Origin of the sequence: Photorhabdus hindustanensis, assembly GCF_002968995.1 — a bacterium.
GTDB classification, from domain to species: Bacteria; Pseudomonadota; Gammaproteobacteria; order Enterobacterales; family Enterobacteriaceae; genus Photorhabdus; species Photorhabdus akhurstii.
Genome location: NZ_PUWT01000018.1, coordinates 101,701 through 117,203 on the forward strand (window position 1 = coordinate 101,701; position 15,503 = coordinate 117,203).

7 protein-coding genes are annotated in these 15,503 nt (G+C 44.6%); all 7 read left to right on the forward strand.

The window, feature by feature from the left end; translation table 11 throughout:
* Positions 1-3: 3 nt before the first annotated feature.
* The 7 genes from C6H66_RS07600 (at position 4) to C6H66_RS07630 (ending at position 15,464) form a co-directional block, all read left to right on the forward strand.
* Positions 4-468, forward strand: a complete 465-nt coding sequence (locus tag C6H66_RS07600; protein ID WP_105395253.1) for a YgdB family protein — start codon at positions 4-6, stop codon at positions 466-468.
* The gene (locus tag C6H66_RS07605) at positions 465-851 is read left to right on the forward strand and encodes a prepilin-type N-terminal cleavage/methylation domain-containing protein (protein WP_105395254.1); all 387 of its coding nucleotides are present in this window, start codon (positions 465-467) and stop codon (positions 849-851) included. The genes C6H66_RS07600 and C6H66_RS07605 overlap by 4 nt, the downstream gene beginning before the upstream one ends.
* Entirely contained in the window at positions 829-4,251 is a 3,423-nt protein-coding gene (recC, locus tag C6H66_RS07610; RefSeq protein ID WP_105395255.1) for an exodeoxyribonuclease V subunit gamma, read from the forward strand. The genes C6H66_RS07605 and recC overlap by 23 nt, the downstream gene beginning before the upstream one ends.
* The gene (gene ptrA / locus C6H66_RS07615; RefSeq protein ID WP_105395256.1) at positions 4,251-7,139 is read left to right on the forward strand and encodes a pitrilysin; all 2,889 of its coding nucleotides are present in this window, start codon (positions 4,251-4,253) and stop codon (positions 7,137-7,139) included. The genes recC and ptrA overlap by 1 nt, the downstream gene beginning before the upstream one ends.
* Complete coding sequence (gene recB / locus C6H66_RS07620; RefSeq protein WP_181150162.1) at positions 7,139-10,744, forward strand: exodeoxyribonuclease V subunit beta; 3,606 nt, start codon at positions 7,139-7,141, stop codon at positions 10,742-10,744. Before ptrA ends, recB begins: the two co-directional genes overlap by 1 nt.
* Positions 10,744-12,597, forward strand: a complete 1,854-nt coding sequence (recD, locus tag C6H66_RS07625) for an exodeoxyribonuclease V subunit alpha (RefSeq protein WP_105395258.1) — start codon at positions 10,744-10,746, stop codon at positions 12,595-12,597. Before recB ends, recD begins: the two co-directional genes overlap by 1 nt.
* A gap of 731 nt (positions 12,598-13,328) precedes the next feature.
* Positions 13,329-15,464 carry a type I secretion system permease/ATPase gene (locus C6H66_RS07630; protein ID WP_181150159.1) on the forward strand — a complete coding sequence of 712 codons (2,136 nt, stop codon included), beginning with the start codon at positions 13,329-13,331 and terminating at the stop codon, positions 15,462-15,464.
* The last annotated feature ends 39 nt before the right edge of the window (positions 15,465-15,503 follow it).

A 15,503-nucleotide genomic window follows, 5' to 3' on the forward strand; every position in this document is an offset into this window, starting at 1 on the left:
ACCGTGGCTGAGCATTCTCCGCATGGTTGTTTTCAATATCAGCAAGGTAATGTATTGCTAATTTCAGTGCTAATATTGTTGGCAGTGAGCCTGATGATGTTAAAGGCTTTGCATCATCATCATCTGGATAACGCTTTAATCATGATGGTCGATGAACGCAGATATCTAAAGGCTTTTCAGCAAGCAGAATCTTCATTGGCATGGGGAATCGCTCAGTCATGGACACTTGATAAAACAGAAGAGTGGTATTGCCAGCAACAGCAAGAATTTCATTTGACCAGTTGCTTAAAAAGGCAATCGAGTCATTTTTTTCTACTGAAAGGTATTGCTGATGCGGCATCTGGGCAATCTGTCGGGTTATATCAATGGATGAAATTACTTTCGGCTGGTGGAAGAGATTCTCTTATTCCGGTAGAAAGTGGTTGGCTGGACTTTTGTCCTGAGGTAGATGTGGGGTTTTGTTCATGAAGTCAGATCTTTTTTATGAGCATCAAACAGGCATGAGTTTGCCCGAAGTAATGATTGCTGTTATGGTCTTTTCGGTCTCTCTATTGGGATTAATGCGTTATCATCAGGCGTTGTTATTTGGGTTTCAGCAACATTGGCAGCAAGCAAAGGCGGATAAATTATCTTATGAATATCTGGAACAATATGAATTAATTGCAGGTCAAAACCCTTTGCCAGAAATAATATTGCCACCGGGGTGGCACGCTGAATTTCAGACAGCATATCCGTTGTCTGGCTGCTATCAGCTTACAGTTATAGTGACAACACCTTATAATCAGCAAAGTAAAGCAAGCCGATGGATTTGTTCAAATGGGAGTTCTGATGTTCAAAGTTTATCATTCTAATCAACTAGATCTTCTTAAAGAATTGATAGCAATATTGATCGGGGATAATCCACTGGCTGATCCATTTGCGCAGGAAGTCATTTTGGTGCAAAGCCCAGGTATGTCACAGTGGCTGCAAATTCAACTGGCTGAAAGAATAGGTATATCGGCCAATATTTCATTTCCGCTTCCCGCTACGTTTATTTGGGATATGTTTACCAAAGTATTGCCTGATATTCCTAAAGAAAGTGCTTTTAGTAAAGATGCTATGACATGGAAATTGATGGCGTTATTGCCTCAATTGTTGCCAGAAGCGGAGTTTGTCGCGCTCAGGCATTACCTTGATCAAGATTTTGATAAACGGAAGATTCATCAACTGGCTGGACGGGTTGCTGATCTGTTTGACCAATATCTAGTTTATCGTCCGCAATGGTTGGAAAGTTGGCAGCAAGGTCAGCTTATTGATGGCTTGAGCGATAATCAGTTGTGGCAGAAAAGATTATGGCTGGAACTGACGAAATATACTCACCAGTTACAACAACCCCAATGGCATCGTGCTAATTTGTATCAGCGTTTTATTTCGACACTGGAAAATAGCCCTGAACTGGGAAATAGTCTTGAACTGAAAAATAGTACTGAGCTTTCAGCTTGTTTACCGAAACGGGTATTTATCTGTGGTATTTCTGCCTTACCACCGGTCTATTTACAAGCTTTGCAGGCATTGGCACGGCATATTGATATTCACCTGATGTTTACCAATCCATGTAAATATTATTGGGGGGATATTCAGAATTATGCTTTTCTGGCAAAACTGAGCAGTCGTAAACCACGTCATTATAAGAACGAACAGGAGCTGGAATATTTTAAAGACCCTGGTAATGCTCAATCACTATTTAACGACGACGGTGAACAAGAAGTCAGTAATCCCTTGTTGGCATCGTGGGGACGATTGGGCCGTGATAATCTCTATTTATTATCGCAGCTTGAGCAGAGTTCGGACGTTCACGCCTTTGTTGAATTAGAACAGGATAATCTATTACATCAATTGCAAAGGGATATTCTCTATCTGGAAGATCATGCCCAAATTGGTTCAACGAAAGATACATTTGAAAATAGCTTGCAAAAAAGAGTACTTGATCCGTTGGATCGTTCTTTGTCTCTCCATGTTTGCCATAGCCCTCAACGTGAAGTGGAAGTTTTACAGGACCAGTTATTGCGATTATTGGAAGATAATCCATCGTTGACGCCAAGGGATATTATTGTAATGGTCGCGGATATTGACAATTATACTCCCTATGTTCAGGCAGTATTTGGTAATGTCTCTGCTGAACGTTATATTCCATTTGCCATTTCTGATCGTAAGGCTCGTCAGGCACATTCGGTTTTACAGGTATTTATTACACTGCTTGATTTACCTCAAAGCCGTTTTACGACGGAACAGGTTTTAGCATTGTTGGAAGTACCCGCGCTGGCGAATAAATTTGATATTCATGAAGATGGTTTGCGTTTATTAAGGCGTTGGGTTGAAGAGTCAGGCGTTCGTTGGGGGCTGGATGACGATAATGTAGAAGAGCTATCTTTGCCGGTAACAGGTCAGCATACATGGCGTTTTGGGCTCACTCGAATGTTATTGGGTTACGCAATGGATAGTCGGTCTGGCCCTTGGAAAGAGGTATTGCCTTATGATGAATCCAGTGGTTTAGCCGCAGAGCTTGCCGGCCAATTAGCTGAACTTTTAATGCAATTGAGCTATTGGCGCAAGATTCTGGGCGAGAGCCGAACATTAACGGGCTGGTTACCTATCTGCCAGGAGTTGCTGGAGGCATTTTTTGCATCGGATAGTGAAACTGAATTAGTACTGGCAATGATTGAGCAGCAATGGCAGAAAGTCATAGCCAATGGCTTGAATGCCCGTTATCAGGAAAATGTGCCATTGGTTCTATTACGAGATGAATTGGCGCTTCAGTTTGATAATGAAAAAATCAGTCAACGTTTTCTCGCCGGATCTGTCAATTTTTGCACTTTAATGCCGATGCGTTCCATTCCCTTTCAGGTTGTCTGTTTATTGGGAATGAATGATGGTATCTACCCCCGTTCAATTCCACCGCTTGGATTTGATCTCATGGCGGAAAAAGGTCAGAGGGGAGACAGAAAACGGCGGGATGATGACCGTTATCTATTCCTTGAAGCCTTGATATCTGCCGAACAGTTTCTCTATATCAGCTATATTGGTAAGTCCATTCGCGATGATACGGAATGTAATCCTTCGGTGTTGGTGAATGAATTACTGGATTATGTTTGTCAAAGTTTTTGTTTACCGGGAAATGAAGAACTGAATGTTGATCAAAGTGCTATTCATGTCAGAGAACATCTGTTGTATCTTCATTCCCGCGTTCCATTTGCACCGGAAAATTTTATACCGGGCAGTTATCAGCAAAGCTATGCCGAGGAGTGGTTACCGGCGGCAACTGAGCAAGGTGCCGCATACGCTGAATTTTGCCAATCGATTGAAACGGCGCAAATTCAAGAAATTACACTTGATAGTTTGAGCAGTTTTTACCGCCACCCCGTTCGGTTTTTTTTCCAACGTTGCTTGAAAGTCAATTTCGTTATTGAAGAAACGGAATTACCAGAGGAAGAGCCTTTCGTTTTAGATAACCTTCAACGTTATCAGTTTAATCAGCTATTGTTGAGTGCACTAATTGAACAGCAATCGCCTGAGCCGCTTTTCAGTCGGCTTCGTGCTGCTGGCGGGTTGCCTTTTGGTGCTTTTGGTGAGGTTTATTGGTTGAAGCAACAAAAAGAGATGCAGCCTCTGGCGGATAAAATTCGTGAACAACAGATGGAAACTTTATTTATTGATTTACATCATGATTTAGGCCAGGTGATTCTGACAGGACAAATTAATAAGGCGCAACCGGATGGTTTGCTGCGTTGGCGGCCGGCCAGCTTAACAGCCAATGATGGCATGCAATTGTGGATTGAGCATCTGGCTTACTGTCTTGCCGGGGGGGAGGGTGAAAGCCGCAGTTATGGGCGTGATGGCAGCGAATGGCGTTTTGCTTCTGTGTCTTCAGAACAAGCAAAAGATTATCTGAATCAATTGATTGAAGGTTATCAACGAGGAATATCTGCGCCTTTACCACTGTTTTGTAAAAGTGGTTGGGCGTGGCTTTCAACATGTGTGAATAAAGAAACGGGTGAGATTGATGATAGCGATGGAATTCAATCAAAAGCTGACAGCCAGCTATTGAAGGCATGGCTTGGAGATCAGGGACGTACAGGCGAAGGGGATGACCCTTATATTCAGCGGGCTTTCAGGGAAATCGATGAATCATTTTTAGCAAAACTTAAACAGGAAGCGCTCAATTATTTGTTACCGATGGCGCGAAATCAGAAACATAGGGAGAATATCGGATAATGCATAAACATTTTGTTCGCATGATTACTATGATGTTCCTGCTCTTCTGGGGAACGGTAAGTTATGCGCAAACATCACAGTGGCAGCGACTGCAAGAGACAATTTATAAAAGCGAAAATGATCATCGTCAGTATCAAGGAATCAGATTGGCAAACAATATGACGGTCTTGCTGGTATCTGATGAGAAGGCAACCAAATCTCTGGCAGCGGTAGCAATTCCGGTTGGTAGTATGGAAAACCCTGACAGCCAGCTTGGGCTTGCACATTATCTGGAACATATGGTTCTGATGGGATCTGAACGTTACCCACAGTCAGGTGATTTATCTGAATTTTTGCAAAAGCATGGTGGTAGCTATAATGCCAGCACAGCTTCTTACCGCACGGCTTTTTACCTTGAAGTGGAAAATGAGGCGTTGGCTCAGGCTACAGATCGTCTGGCTGATGCACTGGCTGAGCCGTTACTTAATCCAGTGAATGCAGATCGGGAGCGAAACGCCGTGAATGCAGAGCTGACAATGGCGCGTTCTCGTGATGGGATGCGGGTGGCTCAAATACGAGCGGAAACCCTGAATCCTAAGCATCCTAATGCCCGTTTTTCTGGTGGTAATCTAGAAACATTGAAAGATAAACCAGGGAGTAAATTACAGACAGAACTGGTGGATTTCTATCAGCGTTATTATTCAGCTAATCTGATGGAAGGTGTCATTTACGGTAACCAGCCTATCGATAAACTGACTCAAATTGCAGTTGATACTTTTGGTCGGATACCTGACAGAGAAGCGAGCGTGCCGCCGATTACTGTGCCGGCAGTAACGGAAAAAGAGAAAGGGATTATCATCCATTATGTTCCTGCCCAACCGCAAAAGGCATTGCAATTGGAGTTCAGTATTGACAATAACAGTGCTGATTTCCGCAGTAAAACCGATGAATATCTTGGTTATATGATTGGCAACCGTAGCCTGAATACATTATCAGATTGGCTACAAACTCAAGGACTCGCGGAAAGTATTAGTGCTGGTGCGGAGCCTATGGTTGATCGCAACAAGGGTATCTTTTTTATTTATGTGACGTTGACAGATAAAGGGCTTGCGCAACGGGATCAGGTTATTGCGGCCATTTTTGCCTATATTAATTTGTTAAAACAAAAAGGCATTCAGAAAAGTTATTTTGATGAGATCGCGAAGGTTTTGAATCTGTCTTTCCGATATGGCTCCATTGTTCGTGATATGCACTATATCGAATGGTTATCGGATGCTATGTTGCGAGTTCCTGTTTCCAATGTACTTAATGCCGGTTATTTGGCTGATAACTATGACCCAGAAGCAATTGCCAATCGGCTTGCCGAATTGACGCCTGAAAATGCAAGAATCTGGTATATCAGCCCAAAAGAGCCGCACGATAAACAGGCTTATTTTGTTCAGGCGCCTTATCAGGTTGATCGAATCACATCACAGCAACGAATGGAATGGCAGCAGTTAGAGGCGCGGATGAATTTTTCTTTGCCTGTGCCAAATCCTTATATTCCTGACGATTTGAAGCTGATAAAAGCAGGTAAGAGTCAAAAACATCCAGAGATGATCCTTGAACAGCAGAATGTCCGCCTACTCTATATGCCGAGTCAATATTTTGCTGATGAGCCTAAGGCCAGTATTACGCTTGATTTACGTAATGCGAACAGTTTGGATAGTGCCCGTGAGCAGGTGACTTCCTCTTTGCTTGATTATTTGGCAGATCTTTCCCTTGACCAGCTTAGTTATCAGGCTTCTGTTGCCGGAATGAATATTTCTACTAGTTCATCACAGGGACTGCAACTGGGAGTAAGCGGTTACACTCAAAATCTGTCGGCGCTTTTAACCTCTTTAATCAGTAATTACATGGCGTTCACCCCAACAGAGGATCAACTATCACAAGCTAAGTCTTGGTATCGTGAGCAGATAGCGGTTTCTAATAACGCTAAAGCTTATGACATGGCTATGCAGCCGTTGAAGCGCCTTTCTGTGGTGCCTTATATTGAACAGTCCACTCGTTTAAAAGCGCTGGAGACTATCACGGTTCAGGATATTGTTACGTATCGTCATGAAATGATAAAAAATGCTGCTTTGCAAATGATGATAATTGGGAACTTGACCGAACAGCAGAGCAAAGTGATTGCTGAATCTGCCCATAACCAACTGGCCAATCAAGGAAATGGCTGGTGGATTGGGGATAAAGTGGTGATCGATAAAAATTACCCGGTTAATTTCCAGCGTGTTGGCAGCAGTACAGATGGTGCTTTAGCAGAGGTTTATATTCCGACGGGTTATAACCGTATAGAAGGTTATGTTTATTCTAGTTTGTTGAGCAATATGCTCCAGCCGTGGTTCTATGAACAGTTGAGAACAACAGAGCAACTGGGGTATGCGGTGTTTGCTTTCAATACCAGCGTAGGGGAGCAGTGGGGATTAGGATTCCTGCTACAAAGTAATAGTAAACAACCAAAATATTTGAATCAGCGTTATCAAGATTTTTATCAGAACGCCGGTAATAAATTGAAAGCAATGTCTCAAGCTGATTTTGAACAATATAAGAGCGCGCTGATTAATGAAAAACAGCAGCCGCCACAAACTTTCTATGACGAAGTTGCCCGTTTCTCTCGTGATTTTAGCCGCAATAACTTTAGTTTTGATAGCAGAGATAAAATGCTTGAGATTTTAAAGAAAACCACCCAGCAGCAATTGATTAATTTCTATCGGAATGCGGTAATCAAACATCGAGGGCTGTCATTGGTTTCACAAGTGATTGGTAAATCAGGAAGCTTGGATGGATATGCGAAATTGAAAGGTTGGAAAACCTATCAGAATGTAACTGAATTTCAGAAACGGTTACCTGTTGAGGTAAGGGATCAGTGATCACAGAGATATCTGTTCACCGACTTAATGTGTTGACTCTGCCGCTGAATGGTCAGCGGCTGATCGAAGCGTCGGCCGGAACGGGTAAAACCTACACTATCGGTATCTTATATCTGCGTCTTCTGCTTGGGTTGGGGAAAGATGCCGCTTTTTCACGGCCTTTGAGCGTGGAAGAAATTCTGGTAGTCACTTTTACTGAGGCGGCGACAAATGAGTTACGTGGGCGTATCCGTGAAAATATTCATCAACTTCGCCTTGCTTGTATTCGAAACGAAGTAGAAGACGCAGAACCTGCCTATCAACAGCTATTGGATGAAATCCCGGATAAAGAACAGGCGGCTATCTGGTTACTGGCCGCAGAGCGGCAAATGGATGAAGCCGCGATTTATACTATTCATGGTTTTTGTCAGAGGATGTTGGCGCATAACGCTTTTGAATCTGGGATCTTGTTTGAACAGACATTGATTCAAGATCAACAGCCATTAGAACGGCAGGGGTGTGCCGATTTCTGGCGGCGCCACTGTTATCCATTGCCATTATCAATGGCACAGGTAATCAGCCAGGAGTGGAGTGGGCCAGAAGCCTTGTTGGCTGAATTACACCCTTATTTACAAGGGGATATGCCATATATTGTTAATGCGCCGGACAGTGATGAAACACTGTTAAGTCGTCATGAAAAAATTACCCAGTTGATCAGCGATGTTAAATACCAATGGAATGAAGTTGCCGGAGAGTTGCACGATTTAATTGCGGGTTCTGGTGTCGATAAAAGAAGTTACAGTAGTAAGCACTTACCAAATTGGCTGAATAGTGTCACGGATTGGGTTCAGGCACCTACAGAGGATTATCTGTTGCCAAAAGCGTTGGAGAAATTCCGGCAGTCGGTATTAGCAGAGAAGACAAAAAAAGGTGAGGTACCTGAACATTCACTTTTTGTTGCAATAGATGATTTATATAAGCAACCACTTACTTTACGTGATTTGATTATCTCCAGAGCTATTATTGAGATTCGCCAATCAATCCGTCAGGAAAAATTAACACGTGGTCAAATGGGGTTTGATGATTTACTTACCCGTCTTGATGATGCTCTGAAAGGCCCCGGCAGTGATTTGCTTGCTGAGACTATTCGTCGGCGCTATCCGGTTGCGTTGATCGACGAATTTCAGGATACCGACCCACAGCAATACCGGATTTTTCATACCGTTTATGGCACTCAACCTGAAAATGGATTGCTGTTTATTGGTGATCCCAAACAAGCTATTTATGCATTTCGTGGCGCAGATATTTTCACTTATATTCGCGCCCGCTCTCAGGTAAGTGCTCACTATACTCTGGAAACAAATTGGCGCTCTGCTTACTCAATGGTACAGGCAGTAAACAAACTGTTTATGCGTTCGGAAAAGCCATTTTTGTTTGAGCAGATCCCTTTTATTGAAGTCTCTGCGGCAGAAAAAAATCGAGAGCTCTCTTTTAGCTATGATGGTGAAGAACAGGCCGCACTGAATCTCTGGTTACAACCGGGAGAAGGCGTTTCTACCGGAGATTATGAGCAAACGATGTCACGGCTCTGTGCCGCGCAAATTCGAGATTGGTTGCAGGCAGGTAGTGAAGGGCGGGCTTTGTTACATAAAAGTGAAGGTTCTCGGTCTGTGACGGCGGCTGATATTACGATTTTGGTGCGTAGCAGAAAGGAAGCTACACTAATCCGTAATGCACTTAACCTGCTATCTATCCCTTCCGTGTTTCTTTCTAACCGAGAAAGTGTATTTGCTACTGCGGAAGCCAAGGATATTCTCTGGTTACTGCAAGCGGTGTTATCCCCGGAAAAAGAACGGGTTTTGAGAAGTGCGTTGGCGAGTGGTTTATTTGGTCTGACTGCCTGTCAGATAGACAAGTTGAATCATGATGAAAAGAGATGGGATCAGTTAGTTGATGAATTTGATGGCTACTTTCGTCTGTGGCAACGCCGTGGTGTGTTGCCTATGTTACGAGCGGTAATCGCCAACCATCATATTGCTGAGAATTTGCTTGCCAGTTATGGCGGTGAACGGCGTTTGATGGATGTGATGCATATTGGTGAGTTGTTGCAGGAGATATCTTTACAACTTGATAGTGAACATGCAGTCACCCGCTGGTTGGCTCAACAAATTTCTCATCCTGATCCACAATCTGAAAACCAGCAGATGCGGTTGGAAAGCGATCGTCATTTGGTACAAATTTGCACTATCCATAAATCTAAAGGTCTGGAATATCCGCTGGTATGGCTGCCATTTATCTGTAATTTCAGGGAGCAGAAGCGGGCGATATATCATGATCGTACAAGCTTTAATGCTTGCCTTGATATCTTTCCTGACGACGAGACGATTGAGCTGGCGGAACAAGAGCGATTGGCAGAGGATTTGCGTTTGCTCTATGTCGCATTGACGCGTTCTGTTTACCATTGCAGTGTCGGCGTGGCTCCGCTGATAAAAGGCAATAAGAAAAAGATCGGCGATACGGATCTGCATCAGTGTGCTCTAGGCTACCTGTTGCAAAAGGGGGTGAAAGGGGATGCTGATTTTCTGGCAACATCGCTTAAAGAATTAAGTGGGGATGGCATCGTTGTATCATCAATTAATGATACTGATGGTCATCCCTGGCAATTGCAAAGTAAAAATGATTTAGTCCTATCGGCCAGGCAATTTAAACGCAGAGTTCAGGATGAGTGGCGTATTACCAGTTATTCTGGTTTACGAAACTCTGTGGTTCATCGTGGTAATGCTTCTGCTTATTTTGCTGGAGAAGAATCGATTGACGTGATTGTCCAGTCTATTGCGCCAAAGCTTGATGTTGATGCTAGTGGTGAAAAGCAGTTAGCAGAACAACCTGAAATGACGCCACATACATTTCCTCGGGGAGCCTCGGCAGGGACGTTTTTACACGCTATTTTAGAAGAAATTAGTTTCAGCCAACGACCTGATGAGAAATGGTTGGCTGAACAACTGCAATCAGCCGGATTTGATGAACGATGGAGTGGGACATTACAGCAATGGATGACTGACATTTTTACCATTCCATTGAATGATGAAGGAGTGCAACTGGCAAAAATTCCTCTGCATCATCAACAGGATGAAATGCAGTTTTATCTGCCGGTTGAGCAACTTTTGCGATCTCAGGAATTGGATATGGTAATGCGTCGTTATGACCCGATTTCTGCTCGTTGCCCCCAACTGGAATTTCAGCAGGTGAAAGGAATGCTGAAAGGGTTTATTGATTTGGTCTTCTGTTGGCAAGGTAGATTCTATGTGCTGGATTACAAATCAAATTGGTTGGGAGAGGAGAGCCAGTTTTATACTCAACAGGCAATGGAAATAGCCATGATTGAGCACCGCTATGACCTGCAATATCAACTTTATACACTGGCGCTGCATCGTTACTTACGTCACAGGTTGGCTAATTATGATTACCAACAACATTTCGGCGGTGTGATTTATCTGTTTCTCAGGGGGATAGATAAACAACAGCCGGGGAATGGTATTTTCAGTTGTCGGCTATCGGCTGAATTTGTTGATGCTTTGGATCTGCTTTTCAGTGGTAATGAACAGTCTGAAAAAGAGAAAAATTAATGATTTCGTTATTACAACAGGCAGTAAACCTCAGACTTTTGCGTTCATTGGACTTACAGTTTGCTCATGCATTGATTGAGGATAAAGATCCTGTTTTGTTGTTGGTTATGGCGTTGTTGAGTGCTGAAACGGGTACCGGACATGTTTGCCTGCCGGTTAATCGGATAACGCCAGAATATTTTTTTGATGGGCGACATCGTGAATTTGCAGAGCAATTATGGCGAGCTGCGGGAAAACCTGATGAGCAGAGTTTGCTGATAGCACTGGAAAATTGTGCTGCGGTTAGTGATGGGCTTCAACCAACGCCTGTGGTGCTTTCCCATGACCGGCTTTATTTGCAGAGAATGTGGCAAAGTGAATGTCAGGTGGCGGCTTTCTTTTCCGGTAATCAACCAACCGATAATATTCAGGAACAGCAACTGAGAGCTGTTTTAGATGAATTATTCATATTGCCTGAGGAAACGGTGGACTGGCAAAAAGTGGCTGCGGCTGTTGCGGTGACTAGCAGAATTTCGGTTATCTCTGGCGGGCCGGGAACCGGAAAAACAACGACAGTTGCTAAGTTATTGGCTGCCTTAATCAAACTTAATCCTGATAAAAAGCAGGTTGTCCAACTGGCAGCTCCGACTGGAAAAGCAGCCGCCAGATTGACCGAATCTCTTAATAGCGCGATCAGAAAATTGCCTCTGACGGAGAAACAGTTTGCATGTATGCCGGATCAGGCGCAGACGATTCATCGCTTGCTAGGAGCGCAACCTGATAGCCAGCGCTTACGCTATGATCGAGATAATCCACTGAGTTTGGATGTGCTGGTGGTGGATGAAGCTTCAATGGTGGATTTACCCATGATGGCTAGGTTGATTGATGCATTGCCACCGAAAGCGAAAATTGTTCTGCTTGGTGACCGAGATCAATTGGCATCAGTGGAAGCTGGAGCGGTGTTGGGTGATATTTGCCGTTTTGCAGAACTGGGATACAGCATAACGAGGGCGCAACAGTTAAGCAGATTAACGGGATGTCGATTAGATGCTGGTGATCAGCAAAATATCCCAGAGGTTCGTGATCGTTTGTGTCTTCTGCGTAAAAGTTATCGCTTTAATATGGATTCGGGGATTGGTCAATTGTCTGCGGCAGTTAACCAGGGAAAGAGTCGACAGGCTCTCTCTATTTTGCAGCAACCGTTGAAGGATATCTGTTTTTACCCATTATCCGACGATGAAGATTATCAGCGGTTGCTGGCAGAAACGGTATCCGGTTATCACCCTTACTTGCATCTGGTGGTAAAGCAGGCGCCAGTCAAAGAGATTTTAGATGAATTTAACCGCTATCGTTTGTTGTGTGCGCTTAGAGAAGGGCCGTTTGGCGTCAGTGGGCTTAATGAGCGTATAGAACAGCTATTACATCGTCAGGGGCTTATTCGTCGCCCAGTCGGGACTTTCAGCCGTGGTTATGCAGGCAGGCCCATCATGATATCGCGTAATGACAGCACACTGGGTCTGTTTAATGGTGATATCGGTATTATGCTTAGAGACGAAAATCATGAACTGCGAGCTTATTTTCAGTTGCCTGATGGACAGATTAAAGGAATCCAGCCAAGTCGTTTACCACAACATGAAACTGCATATGTGATGACCGTACATAAATCACAGGGCTCAGAATTTGACCACACAGCTTTGGTATTGCCAACGCAGTTTGTCCCGGTTGTCAGCCGTGAATTGGTCTACACAGCGATAACCCGTGCTAGAGAAAACCTGACCCTTTATGCACATGAAGCGGTATTGCGTCAGGCAATCCAGACGCCAACTCAAAGGCGAAGCGGGCTAGCAGAGCGGCTTAACTTACAGGGGTATTAGCGTTTGCTCTGTTAGACTGACGTATGCAAAAAAATTTATATGTTAATGATGTAGTCATATCTTTTATGGCGTTTTTTGTTCAATATTTGAACGAGTGATGAGCTAAAACTTTTGAACTGAACAAGAAAATTATCAATATCTTTGATGGATTTTCTGATTTGCCGAGCTAACTTCGGTAAATACATCTTTTTGTTTCTGTAAAAAGTTATCGTTTAGATGACTGATTAGTTTTTGTGTAGTGATCTGGCGATTATACTAACCTATGCAAGAAGAATGTATCTTTAACCTGCCTTTATGCCAAATTTTGGCTAATTTCTAATTGAAATTTCTTTTCTTGGTTTTTTGGTTGATTAATTATTAGCCGTGATATCCGATCGGTAATACCGATTGGTTTCATTGTGATGGCTAATAACTGATCGATATCTTATTTTCACTGATTCAAGAGTCGTTGCAATTATTGAATCAGATTGTTGATGCTTATATTTTTCATTCGATACAAACAACAGCGTTATAAGTTTAGCAAATGTTAATATTATTTTGTGGTTAATGTCACGATTTGTTAATATTTTAAGTGAAATTTATTATTAATTGATGATATAAATGTTTAATTACATGAATTGTGATTTGTTTACTAAACGGATTGCGGATATTTCTGGATAGCTTACTAGGGGTGAGATGAATATCCAGATGTTTGATTTAAAGGATAAAGTTGTCTGATGCAGGATAATGAAATGAGTACTGAGTCACCCCACTCTTCTCCGGAGCTGGATACCGGCTTGATTTGCCTGGCTATGTTGGCCAGGTTTCACAATATAGCTATATCGACTGAACAACTTTCACACGAATTTTCCACTTCCAACCAAGGTCTTACCTTGAAGGAGCTGCTGCTGGCCGCTCGTCATTCAGGGCTGAAAGCCAAGTCTGTAAACACAACACTTGCCAGACTTGAACATACTCCCTTGCCCGCCATTGCTATTGACCGGGATGGGCAGTTTTTTATTTTGGCTAAACTGGACAAAGAACAGGCCCTGATTCAGGACCCACGTTCGGCGCGTCCCGAAGTTATCAGCTTCGAGCAGCTTGAGCAGCGTTGGACAGGGCAACTGGTGCTTGTGCGTTCCAGTAACAGTCTGTCCGGAGAGACTTCTCGCTTTGACTTCACTTGGTTTATCCCGGCTATCGTCAAATATCGCAAGTTGTTGGGGGAAGTTTTGCTGGGGTCTTTTGCCTTGCAGCTGTTTGCCTTGGTGACGCCGTTGTTCTTTCAGGTGGTTATGGACAAAGTACTGGTGCACCACGGCCTAACCACACTGGATGTTGTCGCGGCAGGATTGCTGGGCATCATGCTGTTCGAGTCGGCTCTGAGCGGTTTGCGTAGCTATGTGTTTGCTCATACGACCAGCCGTATTGATGTGCAGTTGGGATCGAATCTTTTTCGGCACTTGATTAATCTGCCGCTGGCTTACTTCCAGGCCAGGAGAGTCGGTGATTCTGTGGCTCGTGTACGCGAACTGGAAAACATCCGCAGCTTCCTTACCGGCAACGCCATTACCTTGATGCTCGACGTGCTTTTTTCTCTGGTGTTCATCCTTGTGATGTTCTATTACAGCGGCTGGCTGACTCTCGTTGTGGTGTTATCATTGCCGCTCTATGCACTCGTTTCGGGGTTGGTTACACCTCTCTTGCGTAAGCGATTACAGGATAGCTTCACACGCAACGCTGAGAATCAGGCATTCCTTGTCGAAACGGTCAATGGCATCGATACCCTAAAGTCAATGGCGGTTGAACCGCAGGCCATCCGCAAGTGGGACAATCAACTGGCGGCTTATGTTGCCGCAGGTTTCAAAACACAGACCTTATCCACCCTCGCCAATGAAAGCGTCTCGCTTATCGGCAAGTTAGTGACGGTCGCCACACTCTGGTTCGGCGCCCGCCTCGTGATAGAGGGGCAGCTGTCGGTGGGGGAACTGATCGCATTCAATATGCTGGCTGGCCGTGTCAGCGGCCCGATCATGCGCCTGGCGCAACTGTGGACCAGCTTCCAGCAGACCGGGGTCTCGGTGCAGCGTCTGGGAGACATCCTCAATTCCCGTACTGAATTGTCTCAGGCTACACGTAGCACAGTACCGCCGCTCAAGGGGCGGGTAGAGTTCGAACAGGTGCATTTTCGTTATCGGGCTGATGGTTCTGAGGTGTTGCACGGCGTCAATTTGGTCATTGGCGCGGGAGAAATCATTGGTGTGGTGGGCCGCTCCGGTTCCGGCAAAAGTACTCTGACCCGCTTGTTGCAGCGGCTCTATGTTCCAGAGCGCGGACGGGTCATGGTTGATGGCATGGACTTGGCATTGGCTGATGTGTCCTCGCTGCGCCGGCAGATTGGCGTGGTGTTGCAGGACAATATGCTATTCAACCGCAGCATTCGTGAAAACATTGCCTTGAGTGATCCGGGTGCGCCGCTCGAAGTGGTCATGCATGCCGCCCGCATGGCTGGTGCCCATGAATTCATCCTTGAACTGCCCGAAGGTTACGACACCATTGTGGGTGAGCACGGCGCGTCACTTTCGGGCGGTCAACGGCAACGGGTGGCCATTGCCCGAGCTTTGATCGGCAATCCTCGCATTTTGATTTTTGACGAGGCGACCAGTGCGCTGGACTACGAATCTGAACGGGTGGTGCAGCAGAACATGCAAAGCATTTGCAAGGGGCGTACGGTCATCATTATCGCTCATCGGTTGTCCGCTGTACGCGACGCGCATCGTATCCTTGTGATGGATCGCGGGCAGATCGTTGAACAGGGAGCCCACGCCGAGTTACTGGCGCGTCAGGACGGCCACTATTCACGACTGTATCGAATGCAGCAAGGCTGAAAGGTTTCCATTTCCAGAACGTACGATGAAAACGCTAAT

Bases quoted from the DNA above. Each gene is read 5' to 3' on its own strand.
- recD (WP_105395258.1), top strand. From the start codon at position 10,744: ATGATTTCGTTATTACAACAGGCAGTAAACCTCAGACTTTTGCGTTCA.
- C6H66_RS07630 (WP_181150159.1), top strand. From the start codon at position 13,329: ATGAGTACTGAGTCACCCCACTCTTCTCCGGAGCTGGATACCGGCTTG.
- C6H66_RS07605 (WP_105395254.1), top strand. From the start codon at position 465: ATGAAGTCAGATCTTTTTTATGAGCATCAAACAGGCATGAGTTTGCCC.
- ptrA (WP_105395256.1), top strand. From the start codon at position 4,251: ATGCATAAACATTTTGTTCGCATGATTACTATGATGTTCCTGCTCTTC.
- recC (WP_105395255.1), top strand. From the start codon at position 829: ATGTTCAAAGTTTATCATTCTAATCAACTAGATCTTCTTAAAGAATTG.